The sequence below is a fragment of the Stenotrophomonas sp. Pemsol genome (genome assembly GCF_003586545.1).
Classification (GTDB): domain Bacteria; phylum Pseudomonadota; class Gammaproteobacteria; order Xanthomonadales; family Xanthomonadaceae; genus Stenotrophomonas; species Stenotrophomonas sepilia.
In genome coordinates this window covers 298956-315605 of sequence record NZ_CP025780.1, presented here as the reverse complement: position 1 = coordinate 315605, position 16650 = coordinate 298956, and the positions used below count along the sequence as shown (strand labels likewise).

General features: G+C 67.6%; 8 protein-coding genes and 1 pseudogene. 3 read left to right on the top strand and 6 right to left on the bottom strand.

Translation table 11 applies throughout. The annotated features are described in order from the left end of the window. The first annotated feature begins 146 nt into the window (after nucleotides 1–146). The 3 genes from ettA to PEM_RS01370 all read left to right on the top strand — a co-directional run bounded on the left by ettA (nucleotide 147) and on the right by PEM_RS01370 (nucleotide 4399). Nucleotides 147–1811, top strand: a complete 1665-nt coding sequence (ettA, locus tag PEM_RS01380) for an energy-dependent translational throttle protein EttA (RefSeq protein WP_005415249.1) — start codon at nucleotides 147–149, stop codon at nucleotides 1809–1811. 183 nt (nucleotides 1812–1994) lie between these two features. Further along, entirely contained in the window at nucleotides 1995–3311 is a 1317-nt protein-coding gene (locus PEM_RS01375) for an NCS2 family permease (protein ID WP_005415248.1), read from the top strand. A gap of 83 nt (nucleotides 3312–3394) precedes the next feature. Then, nucleotides 3395–4399, top strand: coding sequence for a DUF4434 domain-containing protein (locus tag PEM_RS01370; RefSeq protein WP_181453237.1), 1005 nt, complete (start codon nucleotides 3395–3397; stop codon nucleotides 4397–4399). Here the strand turns inward: PEM_RS01370 and PEM_RS01365 are convergent. The 6 genes and pseudogenes from PEM_RS01365 to PEM_RS01340 form a co-directional block, all read right to left on the bottom strand. Then, nucleotides 4393–7227: a hypothetical protein gene (locus PEM_RS01365; RefSeq protein WP_111128414.1), complete on the bottom strand. Its 2835-nt coding sequence runs from the start codon at nucleotides 7225–7227 to the stop codon at nucleotides 4393–4395. The two genes, PEM_RS01370 and PEM_RS01365, sit on opposite strands and share 7 nt — an antisense overlap. Continuing rightward, entirely contained in the window at nucleotides 7224–9371 is a 2148-nt protein-coding gene (locus PEM_RS01360) for a glycosyl transferase family protein (protein WP_111128416.1), read from the bottom strand. The genes PEM_RS01365 and PEM_RS01360 overlap by 4 nt, the downstream gene beginning before the upstream one ends. Before the next feature lie 6 nt (nucleotides 9372–9377). Continuing rightward, nucleotides 9378–11586, bottom strand: a pseudogene (locus tag PEM_RS01355) (hypothetical protein). Then, on the bottom strand, nucleotides 11583–12767 hold the full coding sequence (gene wecB / locus PEM_RS01350) for a UDP-N-acetylglucosamine 2-epimerase (non-hydrolyzing) (protein ID WP_111128419.1): 1185 nt from the start codon (nucleotides 12765–12767) through the stop codon (nucleotides 11583–11585). Before wecB ends, PEM_RS01355 begins: the two are co-directional and overlap by 4 nt. A 266-nt stretch (nucleotides 12768–13033) precedes the next feature. Further along, nucleotides 13034–14068 carry a fimbrial protein gene (locus PEM_RS01345; protein ID WP_111128421.1) on the bottom strand — a complete coding sequence of 345 codons (1035 nt, stop codon included), beginning with the start codon at nucleotides 14066–14068 and terminating at the stop codon, nucleotides 13034–13036. Next, nucleotides 14059–16623 carry a fimbria/pilus outer membrane usher protein gene (locus PEM_RS01340; protein ID WP_005415240.1) on the bottom strand — a complete coding sequence of 855 codons (2565 nt, stop codon included), beginning with the start codon at nucleotides 16621–16623 and terminating at the stop codon, nucleotides 14059–14061. Before PEM_RS01340 ends, PEM_RS01345 begins: the two co-directional genes overlap by 10 nt. Between the last annotated feature and the right edge of the window lie 27 nt (nucleotides 16624–16650).

Here is a 16650-nt window from a genome sequence, read left to right as displayed (position 1 = left end):
CACGGCCAGCCCGACGGCGCCTGCCCGGCGCGGCCCGGAACCGGTTCCGGCTATAATTGGCGGTATTCCTTTCCAGTCTGTGCCCGCTGCCACAACGGGATGTTCCCGTGATGGGCCGGGCGCAGGGCCGCGCCTACGGAGACCTCATGTCCTCGCAATACATCTACACCATGAACCGCGTGTCCAAGGTGGTCCCGCCCAAGCGGCAGATCATCAAGGACATCTCGCTGTCCTTCTTCCCGGGCGCCAAGATCGGCCTGCTGGGCCTGAACGGCGCCGGCAAGTCCACCGTGCTGAAGATCATGGCCGGCGTGGACACCGATTTCGAGGGTGAAGCCCGCCCGCAGCCGGGCATCAAGGTCGGCTACCTGGCCCAGGAACCGGAACTGGACCCGAACAAGACCGTGCGCGAGTCGGTCGAGGAAGGCGTGGGTGAAGTGCTGCAGGCCCAGGCCGCGCTGGAGGCGGTGTACGCCGCCTACGCCGAAGAAGGGGCCGACTTCGACGCATTGGCCAAGGAGCAGGAGCGCCTGGAGGCGATCCTGGCCGCCGGTGATGCGCACACCCTGGAAAACCAGCTGGACGTGGCTGCCGATGCGCTGCGCCTGCCGCCCTGGGATGCCAAGATCGCCAACCTGTCCGGCGGTGAAAAGCGCCGCGTGGCACTGTGTCGCCTGCTGCTGCAGAAGCCGGACATGCTGCTGCTGGACGAACCGACCAACCACCTCGACGCCGAGTCGGTGGAATGGCTGGAACAGTTCCTGGCGCGCTACACCGGCACCGTGGTGGCCGTCACCCATGATCGCTACTTCCTGGACAACGCCGCCGAGTGGATCCTGGAACTGGACCGCGGCCGCGGCATTCCGTGGAAGGGCAACTACACCGAATGGCTGGTGCAGAAGGATGAGCGCCTGAAGCAGGAAGAAAACCAGGAAAAGGCCCGCCAGAAGGCGATCCAGAAGGAACTGGAGTGGTCGCGCCAGAACGCCAAGGGCGGCCGTTCCAAGGGCAAGGCCCGTCTGGCCCGCCTGGAAGAGCTGCAGTCGCAGGACTACCAGAAGCGCAACGAGACCAACGAAATCTTCATCCCGCCGGGCGAGCGCCTGGGCAACATGGTGATGGAGTTCAAGAACGTCTCCAAGAAGTTCGGCGACCGCCTGCTGATCGACAACCTGTCGATGCTGATTCCGCCGGGCGCGATCGTCGGCATCATCGGCCCGAACGGCGCCGGCAAGTCGACCCTGTTCAAGATGATCACCGGCCAGGAAAAGCCGGATTCGGGCGAGATCGTGATCGGCCCGACCGTGCAGCTGTCCTACGTGGACCAGAGCCGCGACAAGCTGGAAGGCAACCACAACGTCTTCCAGGAAATCGCCGGCGGCCTGGACATCCTCAACATCAACGGCATCGAGATCCAGTCGCGCGCCTACATCGGCCGCTTCAACTTCAAGGGCCAGGACCAGCAGAAGATGGTCGGTTCGCTGTCCGGTGGTGAGCGTGGCCGCCTGCACATGGCCAAGACCCTGCTGCAGGGTGGCAACGTGCTGCTGCTCGACGAACCGTCCAACGACCTGGACATCGAAACCCTGCGTGCACTGGAAGACGCGCTGCTGGAGTTCCCGGGCAACACCTTCGTGATCTCGCACGACCGCTGGTTCCTGGACCGCATCGCCACGCACATCATCGCTTTCGAAGGCGACTCGCACGTGGAGTTCTTCCAGGGCAACTACCGCGAGTACGAGGAAGACAAGAAGCGCCGGATGGGCGATGACGCTGCGCCGAAGCGCCTGCGCTTCAAGGCGCTGAAGTAAGGCAACCGGAAAGGCCGCGCTCGCGCGGCCTTTCTCCTTTCGGTAGGTCACCACCGTTGGTGGTGACGCTTTGAAGCGTACCGACCAACGGTCGGTACCCACCGCCAACGGTCGGTACCCACGTTCTGCATTCGGGTAGGTCACGACCGTTGGTCGTGACACCTTATCGTCGCGAGAATCCCCATGTCCCTGTTCGAGCGCATGTTCCAGCTGCAGCAGCACGGCACCACCGTGCGTACCGAGCTGCTGGCCGGCATCACCACCTTCCTGACGATGTCCTACATCGTCTTCGTCAACCCGGAGATCCTCGGCACCACCGGCATGGATGCGGGTGCGGTGTTCGTGGCCACCTGCCTGGCCGCCGCGCTGGGTTCGGCGGTAATGGCGCTGGCGGCCAACTTCCCGGTCGGCATGGCACCGGGGATGGGCCTGAACGCGTTCTTCGCGTTCACCGTGGTCGGCGCTGCCGGCCTGCCGTGGCAGCAGGCGCTAGGGGCGGTGTTCATCTCCGGCCTGGTGTTCCTGGTGCTGTCGCTGACCGGTGTGCGGGCATGGCTGGTGTCGGGCATTCCTTCGTCGCTGCGCTCGGCGATCGTGGCCGGCATCGGCCTGTTCCTGGCGATCATCGCATTGCAGAAATCCGGCGTGATCGTCGGCAACGAAGACACGTTGGTGGCGCTGGGCCCGTTGAACACGGCGCCGCCACTGCTGGCGCTGGCCGGTTTCCTGTTGATCGCAGTGCTGGAAGCACGCCGGATCCGCGGCGCGATCCTGATCGGCATCCTGGCGGTGACCGGTGCGGGCTGGGCATTGGGCGACGTGCAGTACCAGGGCCTGGTCTCGCTGCCGCCGAGCCTGGCCCCCACCTTCCTGCAGCTGGACCTGCCGGGCCTGCTGCACCATGACGGCGGTGCGCCGATCGCGGTGTTGCTGCAGGTAGTGCTGGTGTTCGTGCTGGTGGAAGTGTTCGATGCCACCGGCACCCTGTATGGCGTGGTCGGTCGCGCCGGACTGCTGAAGCTGCCGGGCGCGCAGAAGCGCTTCGGCCGCGCGTTGCTGGCCGACAGCACCGCCATCGTGGCCGGTTCGGTGCTCGGCACCAGCAGCACCACCGCTTTCGCTGAAAGCGCCTCGGGCGTGCAGGTGGGTGGCCGTACCGGCCTGACTGCGCTGGTCGTATCGGCGCTGTTCGTGGCCGCGCTGCTGTTCTCGCCGCTGGCGGCGATGGTGCCCAGCTATGCCACCGCACCGGCGCTGCTGTTCGTGGCCGGCCTGATGCTGCGCGAACTGGTGGAAGTGGACTGGAGCGACCTGACCGAATCGGTGCCGGCCGCACTGTGCGCGCTGGCGATGCCGTTCACCTACTCCATCGCGAATGGCCTGGCGTTTGGCTTCATCGCGTATGCGGCACTGAAGGCCGGCACCGGCCGCTGGCGCGAAGTGCATCCAGCGGTATGGCTGGTGGCGGTGCTGTTCACCCTGCGCTACGCGTTGGAGTAAGCACACGGTGGTGCCGGCCAGCGGCCGGCGCCACCGGTCGCTGGGTTCACCTGCTGCGCACGGTGCTCTGGGATGATGCGGGCATGGTTGCGCCCGTTCTTCCCGCAGATCCGTCTTCGCCGTTGCGCCGCCGCGTGCTGCGCGCGGCCGTGCTGGCGCCGTTGGCCGGTACGCTCGCCACCCTGCCCGGCTGCTCGCTGCCGGTGCAGGTCGACGGCACCTTCCTGCAGCCCTGGCGCAGCCACCTGCAGTGGGGACTGGCCGACTGGCAGCGCTCGTTGAAGCTTGCACATACGCTGGGCTGCCGTCAGCTGGTGCTGCAATGGACCGGCATCGTCGGCGGCAGTGACGGCGACTGGTCACTGCCCGACGGCAGCCTGCAGCAGCTGTTCACCGCCGCCAGCGAGAACGACATCCGCATCCGCGTCGGACTGCCCTTCCAGCAACGCTGGTGGCAGGTGATCGGGGCCGACGATGCCACGCTGCAGGCGTTCCTCGCCGACAGCCTGGCGCATGCACGCCGCTGGTTGGCACAGGCGCCCTGGGCGCAGGTACCCGCCTTCGAGGGCTGGTACCTGCCCTACGAGCTGGAGCAGTACCACTGGGCCGATCCGGCCCGCCAGCAGTGGCTGGCGCAATGGCTGCACGGGCTGGCAGACGCCGCCCGCGCGCGCGGCGGTGACTGCGCGATCTCCTGCTACTTCAGCCGCCTGCAGACCGACGGCAACCTGGTCACGCTGTGGCAGGCGGTGCTGGCACAGGCCACGCTGCGGCCGATGGTGCAGGACGGCGTGGGCGTTGCCGGCGCCGGCAACGTGCAGCAGCTTCAGCCGTTGCTCGATCACTTCCACGCGCACGACATCGGCTTCGATGCGATCGTCGAGCTGTTCCGCGAACTGCCCGGCAGCGCCGCTGATGGCAGCGGGTTCAAGGGCGAGACTGCCGATGCCGCGCGGATCCAACGGCAGCTGGCGTGGGCACGCGACAGCGGCGCACAGCACGTGCTGGTCTATGCGCTGGAGCCGTGGCTGACCCAGGACACGCCGCAGGCGGCGGCGCTGCGGCGGCGGTGGGGGTTGCCTCAGTAATAGAGGATGGCGGTGGCGAACAGGCCCTTGGCGCGCTGCGTATCACCGCCACCGATCGCAAAGCGGTACTGCACGGTCAGGTCGAGGTAGGAACGCGGCGTGTTGTAGCGGTCCTCGCGGAACCAGTAGCGCACGCCCAGGCCCGGCCCCGCGCCAAGTGACCAGCTGCGCTGCGTATCGTTGAGCGCGAACGACTGCGACGGGAACAGCGGGTAACGGATGTCGCGCACGCGCGAGCGCTGGTCCAGCCAGTCCGCCCCCACCACCAGATACGGCGTGACCACCCAGTGGGTCTGCCCGGCGCCAAAGCGGAAGCTGCGTCCGGCGCGCAGTTCACCGGCCGCGAACCACTGTTCGCGATGCAGGCGCCCGCTGGCATCGCCGATCCGCCGCACCGGTATGCCGTTGGCATCGAGTGCATCCAGCGTGAAATGCGCGCTGTTGTCATCCCATGTGTAACCGCCCTGCGCGTAGCCGCTGACCATCCACCACTGGTTCAAGTCGGTGCGCAGGTCGGTACCGTGGTAATAGCCGTAGGTCAGGTAGGACATCCAGCCACCGGAGCCGCTGGCCAGGCGGTAGCGGGCCAGCGTGCTGGCTTCCAGTTGCGGGTTCAAGGCCAGCTGCAGGCTGCACTGCACGGCCGCGGACGCGGGATAGACATCGCCCGTGCGGGTGGCGCTACCGAGAAACTGGCGGCGCTCGATGCCGGCGCTCAGGCCGGTCTGGCCGAAGGCGTAGCGCATGCCGAACGAGGCGATGGTGGACGGCCAGCCGGTGGTGGAACGCGAACGGCTGAGACGGTCGGCGCGAGCACGTGCGTCGGGTGTCGATTCGCCGGTGCACGGGTCCACGGCGCGGATCGATTCGTAGGTGCCGCCCTCGTCGTACAGCGTGTTGAGCAGCCGGGTGTACAGCTCCAGCGTACCATGCTGGTCATTGAACGCCGGGGGCCGCCAGAACGCTTCCAGCGTGCTGAACACCGAATCGCCCGGCGTACTGATCGCCGCGCCGCCGACATTGGTCGCGGCCTGGCGCGCGCCGCGGAAGCCGGCCGAGGCGATCACGCCCCACTCGCGCGAATAGTTGGCGATGGCATTGCGCACGTTGTAGCGCTGATGCGCATCCAGAGGCAGCTCACCGGCGTCGGCGCGATCAATGGCGCTGCGCAGCAGCGACACCGCCTGCGGATGATCGCCGTTGGCCGCACTCGCGTACGCCTGGTCGATCACCACGCTCTTGGGTGCCTTGCCGGTGGCCTCAGCGGCACGGAAGTCGGCCAGTGCGCGCGCCGGTTCACGGGCCTTCTGGTTGAGGTAGCCGCGTTGCATCAGCGCCACCGCGTCATCAGGGTGTTGTGCCAGCGTCGCATCCAGGCGCAGCCGCGCTTCGTCCTGCTGGCTGCGGTTGCCTGCCGCCAGCGTGGTGGTCAGCAGGCCTTGCAGGTCTGCATCGTCCGGTGCGAGTTGCACGGCCTGCCTTGCCTCACCGATGGCCTCGGCAAAGTCCTGCCGTGCGTAGGCTGCATATGCGCGCTGTGCGGCACCACCGTCGCCCTGCAGGTCAGCCGGCATCAGCTCGCAGACAGTGCCGGTGCCATCCGACTGGCAATGCTGGAACGGCGCCGGATAGGCCTGCGCACTCATGCGCGGACGCTCGCGACTGGATCCGGTCGCCCTGGCGCGCTGCTCGATGCCCTGCTGCAGCAACTGCTGCGCGCGAGCATCGCCCACATCCGTGGGCAACGCCGCCTGCAGCGGCGCCAGCAGTGCAGCCGCACGTATGCGGTCCCCAGCGGCCAAGGCCGCATCCACGGCCAGCAGGCGCACGTTGCGCTGTTGCGTTGTGGACCCCGGCATGGCAAGCGCGGTGTCGAAGTCCTCATTGGCAAGCACGGTCTTGCCCTGGCGCTGGCGCAGATAACCGCGCATCACCCGGGCATTGAGATCGCCGCCGTCGGCCTGCAGTGCCTGGTCGGCGCTGCGCTCGGCGTCGGCCAGCTGCCCCTGCTGCAGCTGCGCGGTGATCAACAGCAACCGGTACGAAGCAACATCCGGCGCAAGCTCGACGGCGGCCCGCGCCTGCGCGACGGCCGCCGCATCGTTCTGCGTGGACAGCGACTGGTAGGCCTGCTGGGCCTGCAGCAGCGCGCGCTGGCGGGCCAGCGCCACGCGCCGCGCGTGCAGTTCCTCGACGTTCGGTGCGCCCAGCTGCAGCGCAGTGCCGATGGCCGCGTCGGCCAGTTCGGCCTGTTGCTGTGCTTCCAGCGCCGCCACCCACAGCATCGCCCAGGCGCCCTGCTTCGGCTGCTGGCGGAAGGCCTGCTCGGCCTTGCTGGCTGCTTCCCGCATGCGCCCGGCGTCATAGGCAGCATAGGCCTCGGTGGCCAGCGTGTAGGCCTGCTGCCTGGCGCGGTCTGCGCCGCTGCCGGCCGCGCGCGGTGCGGAGGGGGCGCGCCCGCCCCTGGCATCCGGGGGCGTGCTGCGCGCAGCGGTGGCAGCGGCCAGTGCCGGCAAGGCCGGATCCTTCAACCCGGCATCCAGTGCACGGCGCGCCTGCTGCTGCGCCTCCGCCGACCGGCCCAGTTTCTGCAACGCATAGATCTGCAGCAGGCGCAGCCGCACCACGTCCGGGCGCAACCGGACAGCTTCGCTGGACTGCTGGTAAGCCGCTTGATAGTCGCCGCGCTCGTAAGCGGCGAAGGCCTGCTCGGCGATGCGGTATGCAGCGCCGGACAACGGCAGCGGCGCATCGGCCTGCGCCAGCACCGGCGCGGCGCCCGTGGCCAGTGCCACGGCAATGACGGTGGACAGCAGCGTGGTCTTCATGCGGGCAAGGCTCCGGGAGGCGGCGACTGCAGCGCGGCCGCACGCCGGCGCTGCTCCTGCATGGCCTGGGCCACGGCCTCTTCGGTAGTGATGCCCTGCTTGACCAGGTAATCGCCAATGCGGCCATCGCGCTGCGGCTTGTACGCATCCAGTGCGATCTCGAAGCGCGCGTGGTCGATCAGGCGCATCTCCACCAGCAGGTCGCCCAGCAAGGGCACGTTGTCCAGCTGCCAGTGCCGGTCGCCGCCGATCAGGCGCAGGCCAGCGTTGATTTCGCTTTCGCGGGCGATGCTCTGTTCGATGTGCGCGCTGCGGGTTTCCTGCTTCAGCAACGCCAGCGCGTCTTCGGGCAATGGGCTGGCCACGGCCAGCCGCAGTGTCTGCTGCTGCCGCGGCGGTAGCGGCAGCATGCGCCACTGCACGCAGGCATCGGCGCTGACCGGGAATGAGCCCGCGCGCAGGTAGTCGACGTCGATGACCGCGCGCGGCAGGTCGCCCTGGAAGGCGATGGCTTCGGCCAGGGTTTCATCATCCAGCCAGCCCTGGGTTAGCAGGATGCGGCCCAGCGGCTGCCGCCGGCCGGCATGCTGCTGCGCCAGCGCCTGCTGCAGCCGCTCCGGTTCCACCGCCTGCCAGGTGGTCAACAGCTCACCGAGCTGCTTGCGGGTCTGCACCAGCTGTGCCGCATCGGGGAAGTCGTGCATGGTCTTGTCCCAGACCATGCGCTTGCCGAACAGCAGGTAGGCCAGGAACACCTTCCATGCGCGGGCGGTGGCCATGAAGTTGATCATGTTGCCGACCACCATGCGCGGGATCGACATCAGCGCATGCTCCCAGCCGTACAAGCGGTTGACGAAGTAGAAGCGCTGCACGACGCGGGTCGCCAGCGCTGCTGTGGTCAGCAGCGCGACATCCATCTGCCAGGTACCGGCCTGGAACACGCTGGGGAACTGCATCGTCCACACCCCGGTCGCCTTCAACAGCCAGAACAGCAGCAACTGCAGGAAGATGAGGTAGGCGATGATGCTGACGAACGAGGTGATGATGCCCTTGCGATCGCGCGCCAACAGGTACTTGGTAGCCAGCGAACCGCGCCAGCCCAGCGACTCCCAGCTCTGCAGGCCGATGCCCAGCACCCAGCGCGCCTTCTGCCGGTACGAGGCGCGGAAGTTGTCGGGGAAGTACTCACGCACGCACAGTGCCATCTGCTGGGTGCGCTCGCGCACCGGCCCCCAGCCGAACCATGACGGCCGACGCACGCGGAACTGCACCGGGAAGCGGGCGAAGATCGACTGCATGCCCATGGCTGCCAGCCGCGCACCGACGTCGTAATCTTCGGTGAGGCTGTCGGTGTTGAAGGGCTGGTTGTCGGTCTGCGCGCTCAGCGCCAGCAGCGCACGCCGCGAAAAGCAGGTGCCGACGCCGGCCGACGGCACCATGCCGGACACGCTCTCGCGCACCACCAGGTCCTTGGCGTGCCATTCGGCGAACTCGTCCATGTAGACACCGGCCACCAGTTCGTACCATTCGCGGTCCAGCGAGGTGACCGGCAGCTGGATCATGTCCTTGCGCGGCAGCAGGTAGTTGTAGAAGCGCAGTTCCATCGGGTGCAGCACGTCTTCGCTGTCGTGCAGGATCACCCCGGCGAACTCGATGTCGTGGCGCTTCTCGTAGTCGAAGATCGCCAGGATCAGCCAGTTCAGGCAGTCGGCTTTGCTGGTCGGTCCGTCATGCGGCACCTCCACGCGGCGCAGGCGCTTGTAGCGACGCCGCATGCGCTCGACTTCGTCGATGGTCTGCTGGTCGTTGGGATAGGTGCCGACGAACACGACGTACTCGCGGTAGTCGAGCACGTTGATCATGTTCTCGACCATCTGCGCGATCACGTCGTACTCCATCCACGCCGGCACCATGATCGCCAGCGGCTGTTCCGGCCGCTGCAGCAGGTCTTCCTGGGTCAGCGGCCGGTACGCGTCGCGGCGCTTGACGGTCAGCGCGCGCCAGCTCTCGCGCACCCAGTACCAGACATCGATGAACAGGTCATCGAGGCTGGAGATCAGGATCAGCACGGCCACCGCCGCCGCCGTGGTTTCCAGGGCGGCGTAGTAGTTGGCCAGCTGGATGTTCCAGAACAGACCGTCCACGGTGGATCAATGTCCTGCGTTGGCGGACTTGCGGCGGCGCACCTGGGTGACGCGGGCGGCCAGCAGCGCGAATACGATCACACCGACCAGCAGCAGCAACCAGACCATGTGCCGTTCCCACTTCGATTGCGGATTGCCATCGTGCGCGAGGCGCGTGCCATAGGGATCCTGGCGGTCGAATTCGCGCACGACATCAGTGCCGTCAAGCACGGCCAGATCGCCGCGCAGCAACCGGAACGGTGCGCTGAACGACGGTGCCTGTGCGCCGAGGTCGCTGTAAAGAACGCCCAGCTGGCCTCCGGACGAACCCACCTGCACCACCGCGGCGTGATCCAGGCCGCTGACATCCAGCAGCGGTTGCGACGTGCCACCGACGCGCAGGTGGCCGTCCTTCTGGCCGGCCACATCGACACCGGCCGGTGCAACGCCGAAGGCCAGCCATGGCGCGCCCGGGCTGACCGCGGCACCGGCATCGACCACCTTCAGTTCCGACGCCTCCGGCGAGGCGCCCACTGCACTGGCCACCGCGATGACCTTGCCCAGCGAGGCCGGTGCATCCTGCAGCCAGGCGCCGGGCACGAACACCTGGTTGCCGCGTGACAGCTGGCTGCTGGCACCGACGAAATCACTGCCCAGCGAGCGCTTGGCCAGGGTCAGGTGGCTGCTGGGCAGGATCGAGACTGGATAGCCGGTCGCCGGATCGTGGCAGTAGGGGCGTGCCGGTTGGCGCAGGAAGCTGACACGGATCTCGTTGCGCGCCGACAGCGCGTAGGCCGGTACCTTGGCCACCAGCCGTTGCGGTTGGCCGTTGGCCGTTGGCCGACAGCACCTTGCCGCCCAGCAGGTAGTCGTTGAGGTAGATCGTGGCCACCGCGCCCTGACCCGCCGCATTGGGGGCCGCCGAGACATCGATCACCACTTGCTCGGGCAGGCGGCCATCGGCCGACAGCGTGCCCAGATCGAAGCTGGCGCTGCGGTCGGCGCGGGTCACCACATCCATGGTTCCGGCGATGTTTCCGAGCCGGCTCAGCAGTACCTGGTCACCGTCCAGTTTGGGCGTTCCTGCTGCGCTGACCTGCAGGCTGCGGCCCAGCGCATAGCTGCGCCACTGTTCGGCGAACAGTCCGGCCACCTTGCCCGCTGCCGCCGGGTCGACCACCAGCGTCGGACGGCCCGCAACGGCCACCACGCTGACCGAAGCGTTGGCGGCGGGCTTCTCCAGGCCGCTCATGTCAGTACCGCGCCACGCAGCAAACGCTGCGCCCGCATCGGTGCCCGCCGCGCCGACCTGTGCGGCCAGCGCATCCAGCGCCGCGCGTACGCCGGCGCGCAATGCCTCGCTGCCGATCATCACATCGGCGGCAAGCGGCCCGCTGTCACGCAACGACAGCAGCGCCCCCACTTCGGCCAGATCCTTGATCGCGTGCACGCGTTCGCCCGTAGCCAGCGCTGCATAGGCCGGCACGCCCTGCAGGCTGGCCGGGACGCTGATGCCAGCCAGGTCGACGCTGTCGCCGACCTTGGGCAGCGCCACCACCTGCACCTGCTTGCCGCCGGCCTGCAACGCGGTACCAATGCGCCAGGCGGCATCATAGGTTGGCGCCTGCAGCGCCTTGCCCTCCACCAGCAGGCGCACCCGCGGTGGCAGCGCGCCCCAGGCCTTGGCGACGTTATCCACGGCACGCCCATCGAAGCGGTAGCTGAAGCGCGAATCCGGTGACAACCGCAGCACATTGGCCGGCGCGCTCTGGTCGGCACATTGATAGTCGGACACGATCGACCACCAGCCGACACCGACCCGCACGAAGCCGTTCTGGCGGGGTTCGCCATCGATGGCCAGCAGCTGGCTGGCATCGCCCTGGGCATCGGTGATCGAACGCGCGGCGACCGGATCGCCATCCACCGACCACAGGCCTGAAGTGCGCCCGGCGTGGCCACGCACATAGCGCCCATCGAGCTGCAGCTGCGCATCGCGGGTGGCAACGCCGGCCGGCACCGGCAGGTAGACCTCGCGCTGGCTCTCCTGCCCACTGAGTACCAGCGGTTGGCGGAAGCCGAGTTCGCGCAGGGTCATCTGCCGGCTCACCGTGCTGTCGCCGCTCCATTCTGCGAACTGGCCGGCGACGCTGTCGGCGGCGTGGGCACTGCCAACCGCGCACGACAGGACGAACGCGGCGGCGGAAACAAACAGGGGACAGCGGCCGGTGTGGCTCATGGCGTCACTTCATGGAGAGGGTGGTAGGCGGCACCGCCGCTGCGGAGACCGGGCGAGAATTCGGGAAGCGGGGCGCCACGCAAGGCGGCGACGATGCGGGCGCTGGCGCGGCCGTCGCCATAGGGACTGCCATCGGGGTCGAAACGGGTCGGCTGCGGTGGCTGTGCCAGGGCCGCATTGACCCCCTCGACGATGCGCGAGGGCGTGGTCCCGACCAGCGTCACCACACCGGCCTCGACCGCCTCCGGGCGCTCGGTGACGTCGCGCATCACCAGCACCGGCTTGGCCAATGCCGGCGCTTCTTCCTGCACGCCACCGGAGTCAGTGAGGATGACGTCGGCGCGCTGCATCAGGCGCACAAAGCGCAGGTAGTCCTGCGGCGGCACCAGGTGCACGTTGTCGAGGTTGCCCAGGTGTGCGTTGACCGGTGCCTGCACGTTCGGATTGAGGTGCACCGGGTACAGCACCTGCAGGTCCGGCCGCTGGGCCAGTTCGGCCAGCGCACGGCAGATGTCCTCGAAGCCCTGGCCGAAGCTCTCGCGGCGATGGCCGGTGACCAGCAGCAGGCGGCGCCCGGGGGCGAGCATGTGGAAGGGTTCGTCAGCCTGGGCACGCAGTGCCGGATCGGCATCCAGGCGCTGCACGGTCTGCTGCAGGGCATCGATGACGGTGTTGCCGGTGACCAGGATCTGACCGCCCAGATGCTCACGGGCCAGGTTGGCGCGCGAGCCGGGAGTGGGTGCATACAGCTGATGACCGACCACGTCGATCACCCGCCGGTTCATCTCCTCCGGCCATGGCCGGTTGATGTCGCCGGTGCGCAGGCCGGCCTCGACATGGCCGATCGGAATGCGGTGGTGGAACGCGGCCAGGGCGGCGGTCATCGCCGTGGTGGTATCGCCGTGCACCAGCACGCGATCCGGGCGGACCTGCGTGTAGAGCGCGTCAAGCCGCTCGAACAGCCTGGAGCACAGGCCATTGAGGGTCTGGTTGGGCACCATGACATCCAGGTCATGGTCGGCGGTGATCTCGAACAGCGACATCACCTGGTCGAGCATCGCCCGGTGCTGGCCGGTGATGCAGACCACCGATTCGATGTCCGCAGCCTCGGCCAGGGCGCGCACCAGCGGCCCCATCTTGATCGCTTCCGGTCGGGTGCCGAACACCGACAGGACCTTCACCGGGGTGCTCCGGAAGGACCGTACTGGAGAATGCCAGTAGCTGTAGCCACGTCTGGATCCTTTCGGCGTTCCCGCCCAATGCCCGCAGGCAGGAGACGGTCACCTCATGAGGAAACTCCAAATTCGCGACGTCCATCACATTAGATTGATGGTACGTGCGTCGTGGCACCGATCTTCATCGTTGGAAGATCAAGACGCAGTCAACGCCGCCCGTGGGACGGGCGACGTTGCGGCGGAACGCAGCAGGGACAGCCGCCCGGGCGGCCTTACTCGTACTGGATGGTGAAGGTGGCCTGGCCGTTCGCGACACCCGCACCCACCGTACCGGCCTGGGTCTGCACATAGCGCGCGCGCAGCGGCAGCGCCATGACGCTGGTCCCCGGCGCGGTGGTGCCGACGTTGATGGTCTGGCCGAAGCGCACTTCGCGCTCGGTGGTGCCAACGCGCTGGACCATCTGGATGCCGATGCGGGTGGCGCTGTTGCTGGCTGCGCTGAGCTTCAGCACACCCGGCATGTTCGAGCTGTCCTGGTCGGCATCGAGGCGGATGCCGATCTTGCTCTGGTAGGCGGCAACATTGCTGCCCTGGCAGTTCAGGCGGATCTCGAAATCACGATCGACCGCGCGCGAACCGACACCGGTGAAGGTGGTGTTGGGCACGCTGCCGAAGTCGACGGCGATGTTGCGGCTGCCGGCCTGCACTTCGCAGGTCGGGCTGACCACGGTGGTGCCCGAGCCCTTGAAGGTGGAGGTCAACACCGGGCGACCGGGGCCATCACCGTCGAAGTAGTACGTGGTGAAGCGGCCGTTCGGCGCGATCACGCCCGAGCCTGTCTGTGCCGCAGTCTTGATCAGCTGGATGCGGAACGTGCCTCCGACCAGCGAGATGGTGCTGTTGCTGGCGAAGTTGATGGTGTGCGGATAGTAGGTCTGGATCGCGCCGGAGTCGCGGTACAGGCGGATGCCCACGCCCGCCACATCGGTTTCATAGACGTTCGAGAAGCCGGCCACCGGACGCTTCTGCGCGGCGTTGACGTACTCGCCGATGGAACGGCCACCGGACCAGTCGCAGCGTGCCACGCTGTTCTGCTGGTTGATCGGTTCGCTGATCTCCTTGATCACGCCACCGACCGGCGTGCTGGGCAGGATCACGATCTGGCCCATGTCCATGGTCACGTCCTGCGCGGTGAACCAGCTGGACTGGATGCGGCACGACGCGCTGGCCTGCTGTGCCAGCAGTGCGCCACCCAGCAGTACAAGGGCCGTCAGCGCCTTGCGGCCACGGGAAGAAATCATCGGCATGCTGCCTCCAGCGGAATGAAGCCGGTCTTGGACGCATCGGCGCCCGCCGGAACCTGGTAATCGATGGTGCAGCGCTGGTCGGCACCGGCGCCCCACTCCACCAGCAGGCGGCCCTGGTTCTTTTCACTGCGCACGTACAGGCGGCCGCCCTGGCTGACCATGCCGACCGGCTGGCCCTGCTCATCCTTGACCTGTGCACCGAACGGCATGCTGCGGCCATCCGGGTTGCGTACCTGGATCAGCAACGCGTTGCCCTTGCGGGTATCGAAGCGCAGGTAGCTGATGGCACCGGCGAACGGTGCGATCGACTGGCTGGTGCTTTCCAGCTCGACGTCGTGGGCCATGCCCTGCGGATCGAGGGTGACGGTGTTGAGGCGGTACGGCGACACGTACGGCACCACGGCGTAGCCGCGGCCATCGACGCGCAGGCCCGGGGCGTTGCTGACGATCGCATCGCGCGCGCCCGGTGCCTCGACCAGCACCATGGTGTCGCCACGCTGCGGGGTGAAAGTGAAGCCGCCCGGATGCACCACCACGCTGCCGTTGGCACCGACCGAGGCCTGGCGGAAATCACGCGAGTGGCTGTAGGTGGCATTCAACGCGGAGTAGCGGCTGCGGTATTCGGCATTGCCGACCGCCGTGGTGCCACCCTCGCGGGAATCGGACAGGGCCACGCCGTAGCTGAAGTTGTTGTCGACGCCGGCCGAACCGGTGATGCCGACGCGGCTGTTGTCGTAGCCACCGCGGTCGCGCACGCCCAGATCGGCACTGAATGACACCGGGTGGGTACCACGGCCCAGCGGCACGCTCATCGACAGCAGGTACTGGGTGTCGGAACGGCCGAGCACGCCTTCTTCGGTGCGCAGCGCCGAGAAGCCGTAGTTCACCGAACGCCAGGCGTTGTTGTAGCCCACCTGGTACTGCTTGGAGGTGCCGGAGCGGTCATAGAAGTCACGCACCGAACCGGTCACGTACAGCGCACCGCCACGACGGCCCAGCGGCTGGTTCAAGGTCACCTGGAACTGGCTGCGCTGGCGACCACGGGTGGTCGGATCGATGCCGCGCTTGTCCGAGTCACGGCCATACAGCGCGTCCTGCAGGCTGTAGAAACCTTCGGTCGAGTAACGGTAGGCGGCCAGGGTCAGGTTGGTGCCGGTCTCACCGATCATGTTGCTGTAGCTCAAGCGCACGCTGGCGCCGGTGTGGCTGCCGTAGTGGTCGAACGAGGTGCGTGCATGGGTGACGTCTGCCGCGAAGGCACCGACCCGCGTGGACAGGCCGACACCGTACAGCAGCGACAGGTAGCCATCGCTCAGCGCGCTGCCGCCGTACAGGGTCAGCTGGTTGCCGATGCCGCGCTGGTAGGTGCCCTGCACCAGCCAGGGTTCGTCGGCCAGCAGCTTGTTGCGCACCTGGCCGGCGGTCAGCGAGTAACGCGATACGCCTTCGCGCAGCATCTGCGGCACCGAGCCGAACGGCACCTTGAATTCGCGGCGGCGGCCATCGGCCTCGATCACGCTCACTTCCAGGTCGCCGCCGTAGCCGGTCGGGTACAGGTCATCGATGACGAAGTTGCCCGGCGAAACGGTGGAGGAGTAGATCAGCTGCTGGTTCTGGCGCACTTCGATGCGTGCGTTGGTCTCGGCGATGCCGCGCACCACCGGCGCGTAACCGCGCAGCGAATCGGGCAGCATGCGATCGTCGCTGGCCAGGCTGGCACCGCGGTAGCCGATCGAGTCGAACAGCTCGCCGGTGGTGTAGGCCTCACCGATGGTGAGCATGCCGCGCACCTGCGGGATGCCGCGCTGTGCGTAGGTGGCGATGCTCTGCCAATGGCGGCCGTCACCCTCGGACCAGGTCAGGTTGGAGTCGTGGCGGAACTGCCAGCCACCCAGGTTCAGGCCGGCATTGAGGCCGAGATAGGCACTGCGGTTGCGCTGGCCACCTTCGACACGGCTGTTGCTGTCGATGGCATTGAAGCTGTAGCCGACGAAACCGGCATTGATGCCGCGGTCCCACAGCGCCGGGTTGACGTAGCCGCGTGCCTCACGGCGCAGGAACACCTGCGGGATGCTGAGGTCGTAGCGCAGGTTGCCGCTGTCGTAGACACCGTAGGCGTTGGCCATGCGCTGCTGCACCGGCACGCAGCTGGTCGTGTCGGTCGGCAGCGTCGGGTCCTGCTGCAGCAGCACGGCCTCGCTGTCCACGCCCATTTCTTCCAGCATCGGCAGCGGCAGGCAGGCGTCGACACGGCCCTGTGCATCGGCCTTGAACTGCAGGTCACGACGGCCCTGCCAGGCACCGTTGACGTAGACATCGACACGGTAACTGCCGGCCACCATCGGGTTGCCGTTGCTGAAGGCAGCCAGGTCGACCTGCTTGGCCTGGCCGGACAGGAAGCTGGAATTGAACTGGGCCGATTCCGGTGCGCGCGCGTTGGCCGCACCACTCTGCGCCATCAGCGCCTGTTCGCCGAGATTGGCCGGTGCAGCCAGCGCCCATCCTGGGCAGGCCGCGCCAACAACCAGCAGGCAAAGCGCCTGATGGATCGACAATGTCAATCTGTTTCCGATCACACTGAC

Coding starts and splice junctions, on each gene's coding strand:
- PEM_RS01345 (WP_111128421.1), bottom strand. CDS start 14,068: ATGCCGATGATTTCTTCCCGTGGCCGCAAGGCGCTGACGGCCCTTGTA.
- PEM_RS01375 (WP_005415248.1), top strand. CDS start 1,995: ATGTCCCTGTTCGAGCGCATGTTCCAGCTGCAGCAGCACGGCACCACC.
- ettA (WP_005415249.1), top strand. CDS start 147: ATGTCCTCGCAATACATCTACACCATGAACCGCGTGTCCAAGGTGGTC.
- PEM_RS01365 (WP_111128414.1), bottom strand. CDS start 7,227: ATGAAGACCACGCTGCTGTCCACCGTCATTGCCGTGGCACTGGCCACG.
- PEM_RS01370 (WP_181453237.1), top strand. CDS start 3,395: ATGGTTGCGCCCGTTCTTCCCGCAGATCCGTCTTCGCCGTTGCGCCGC.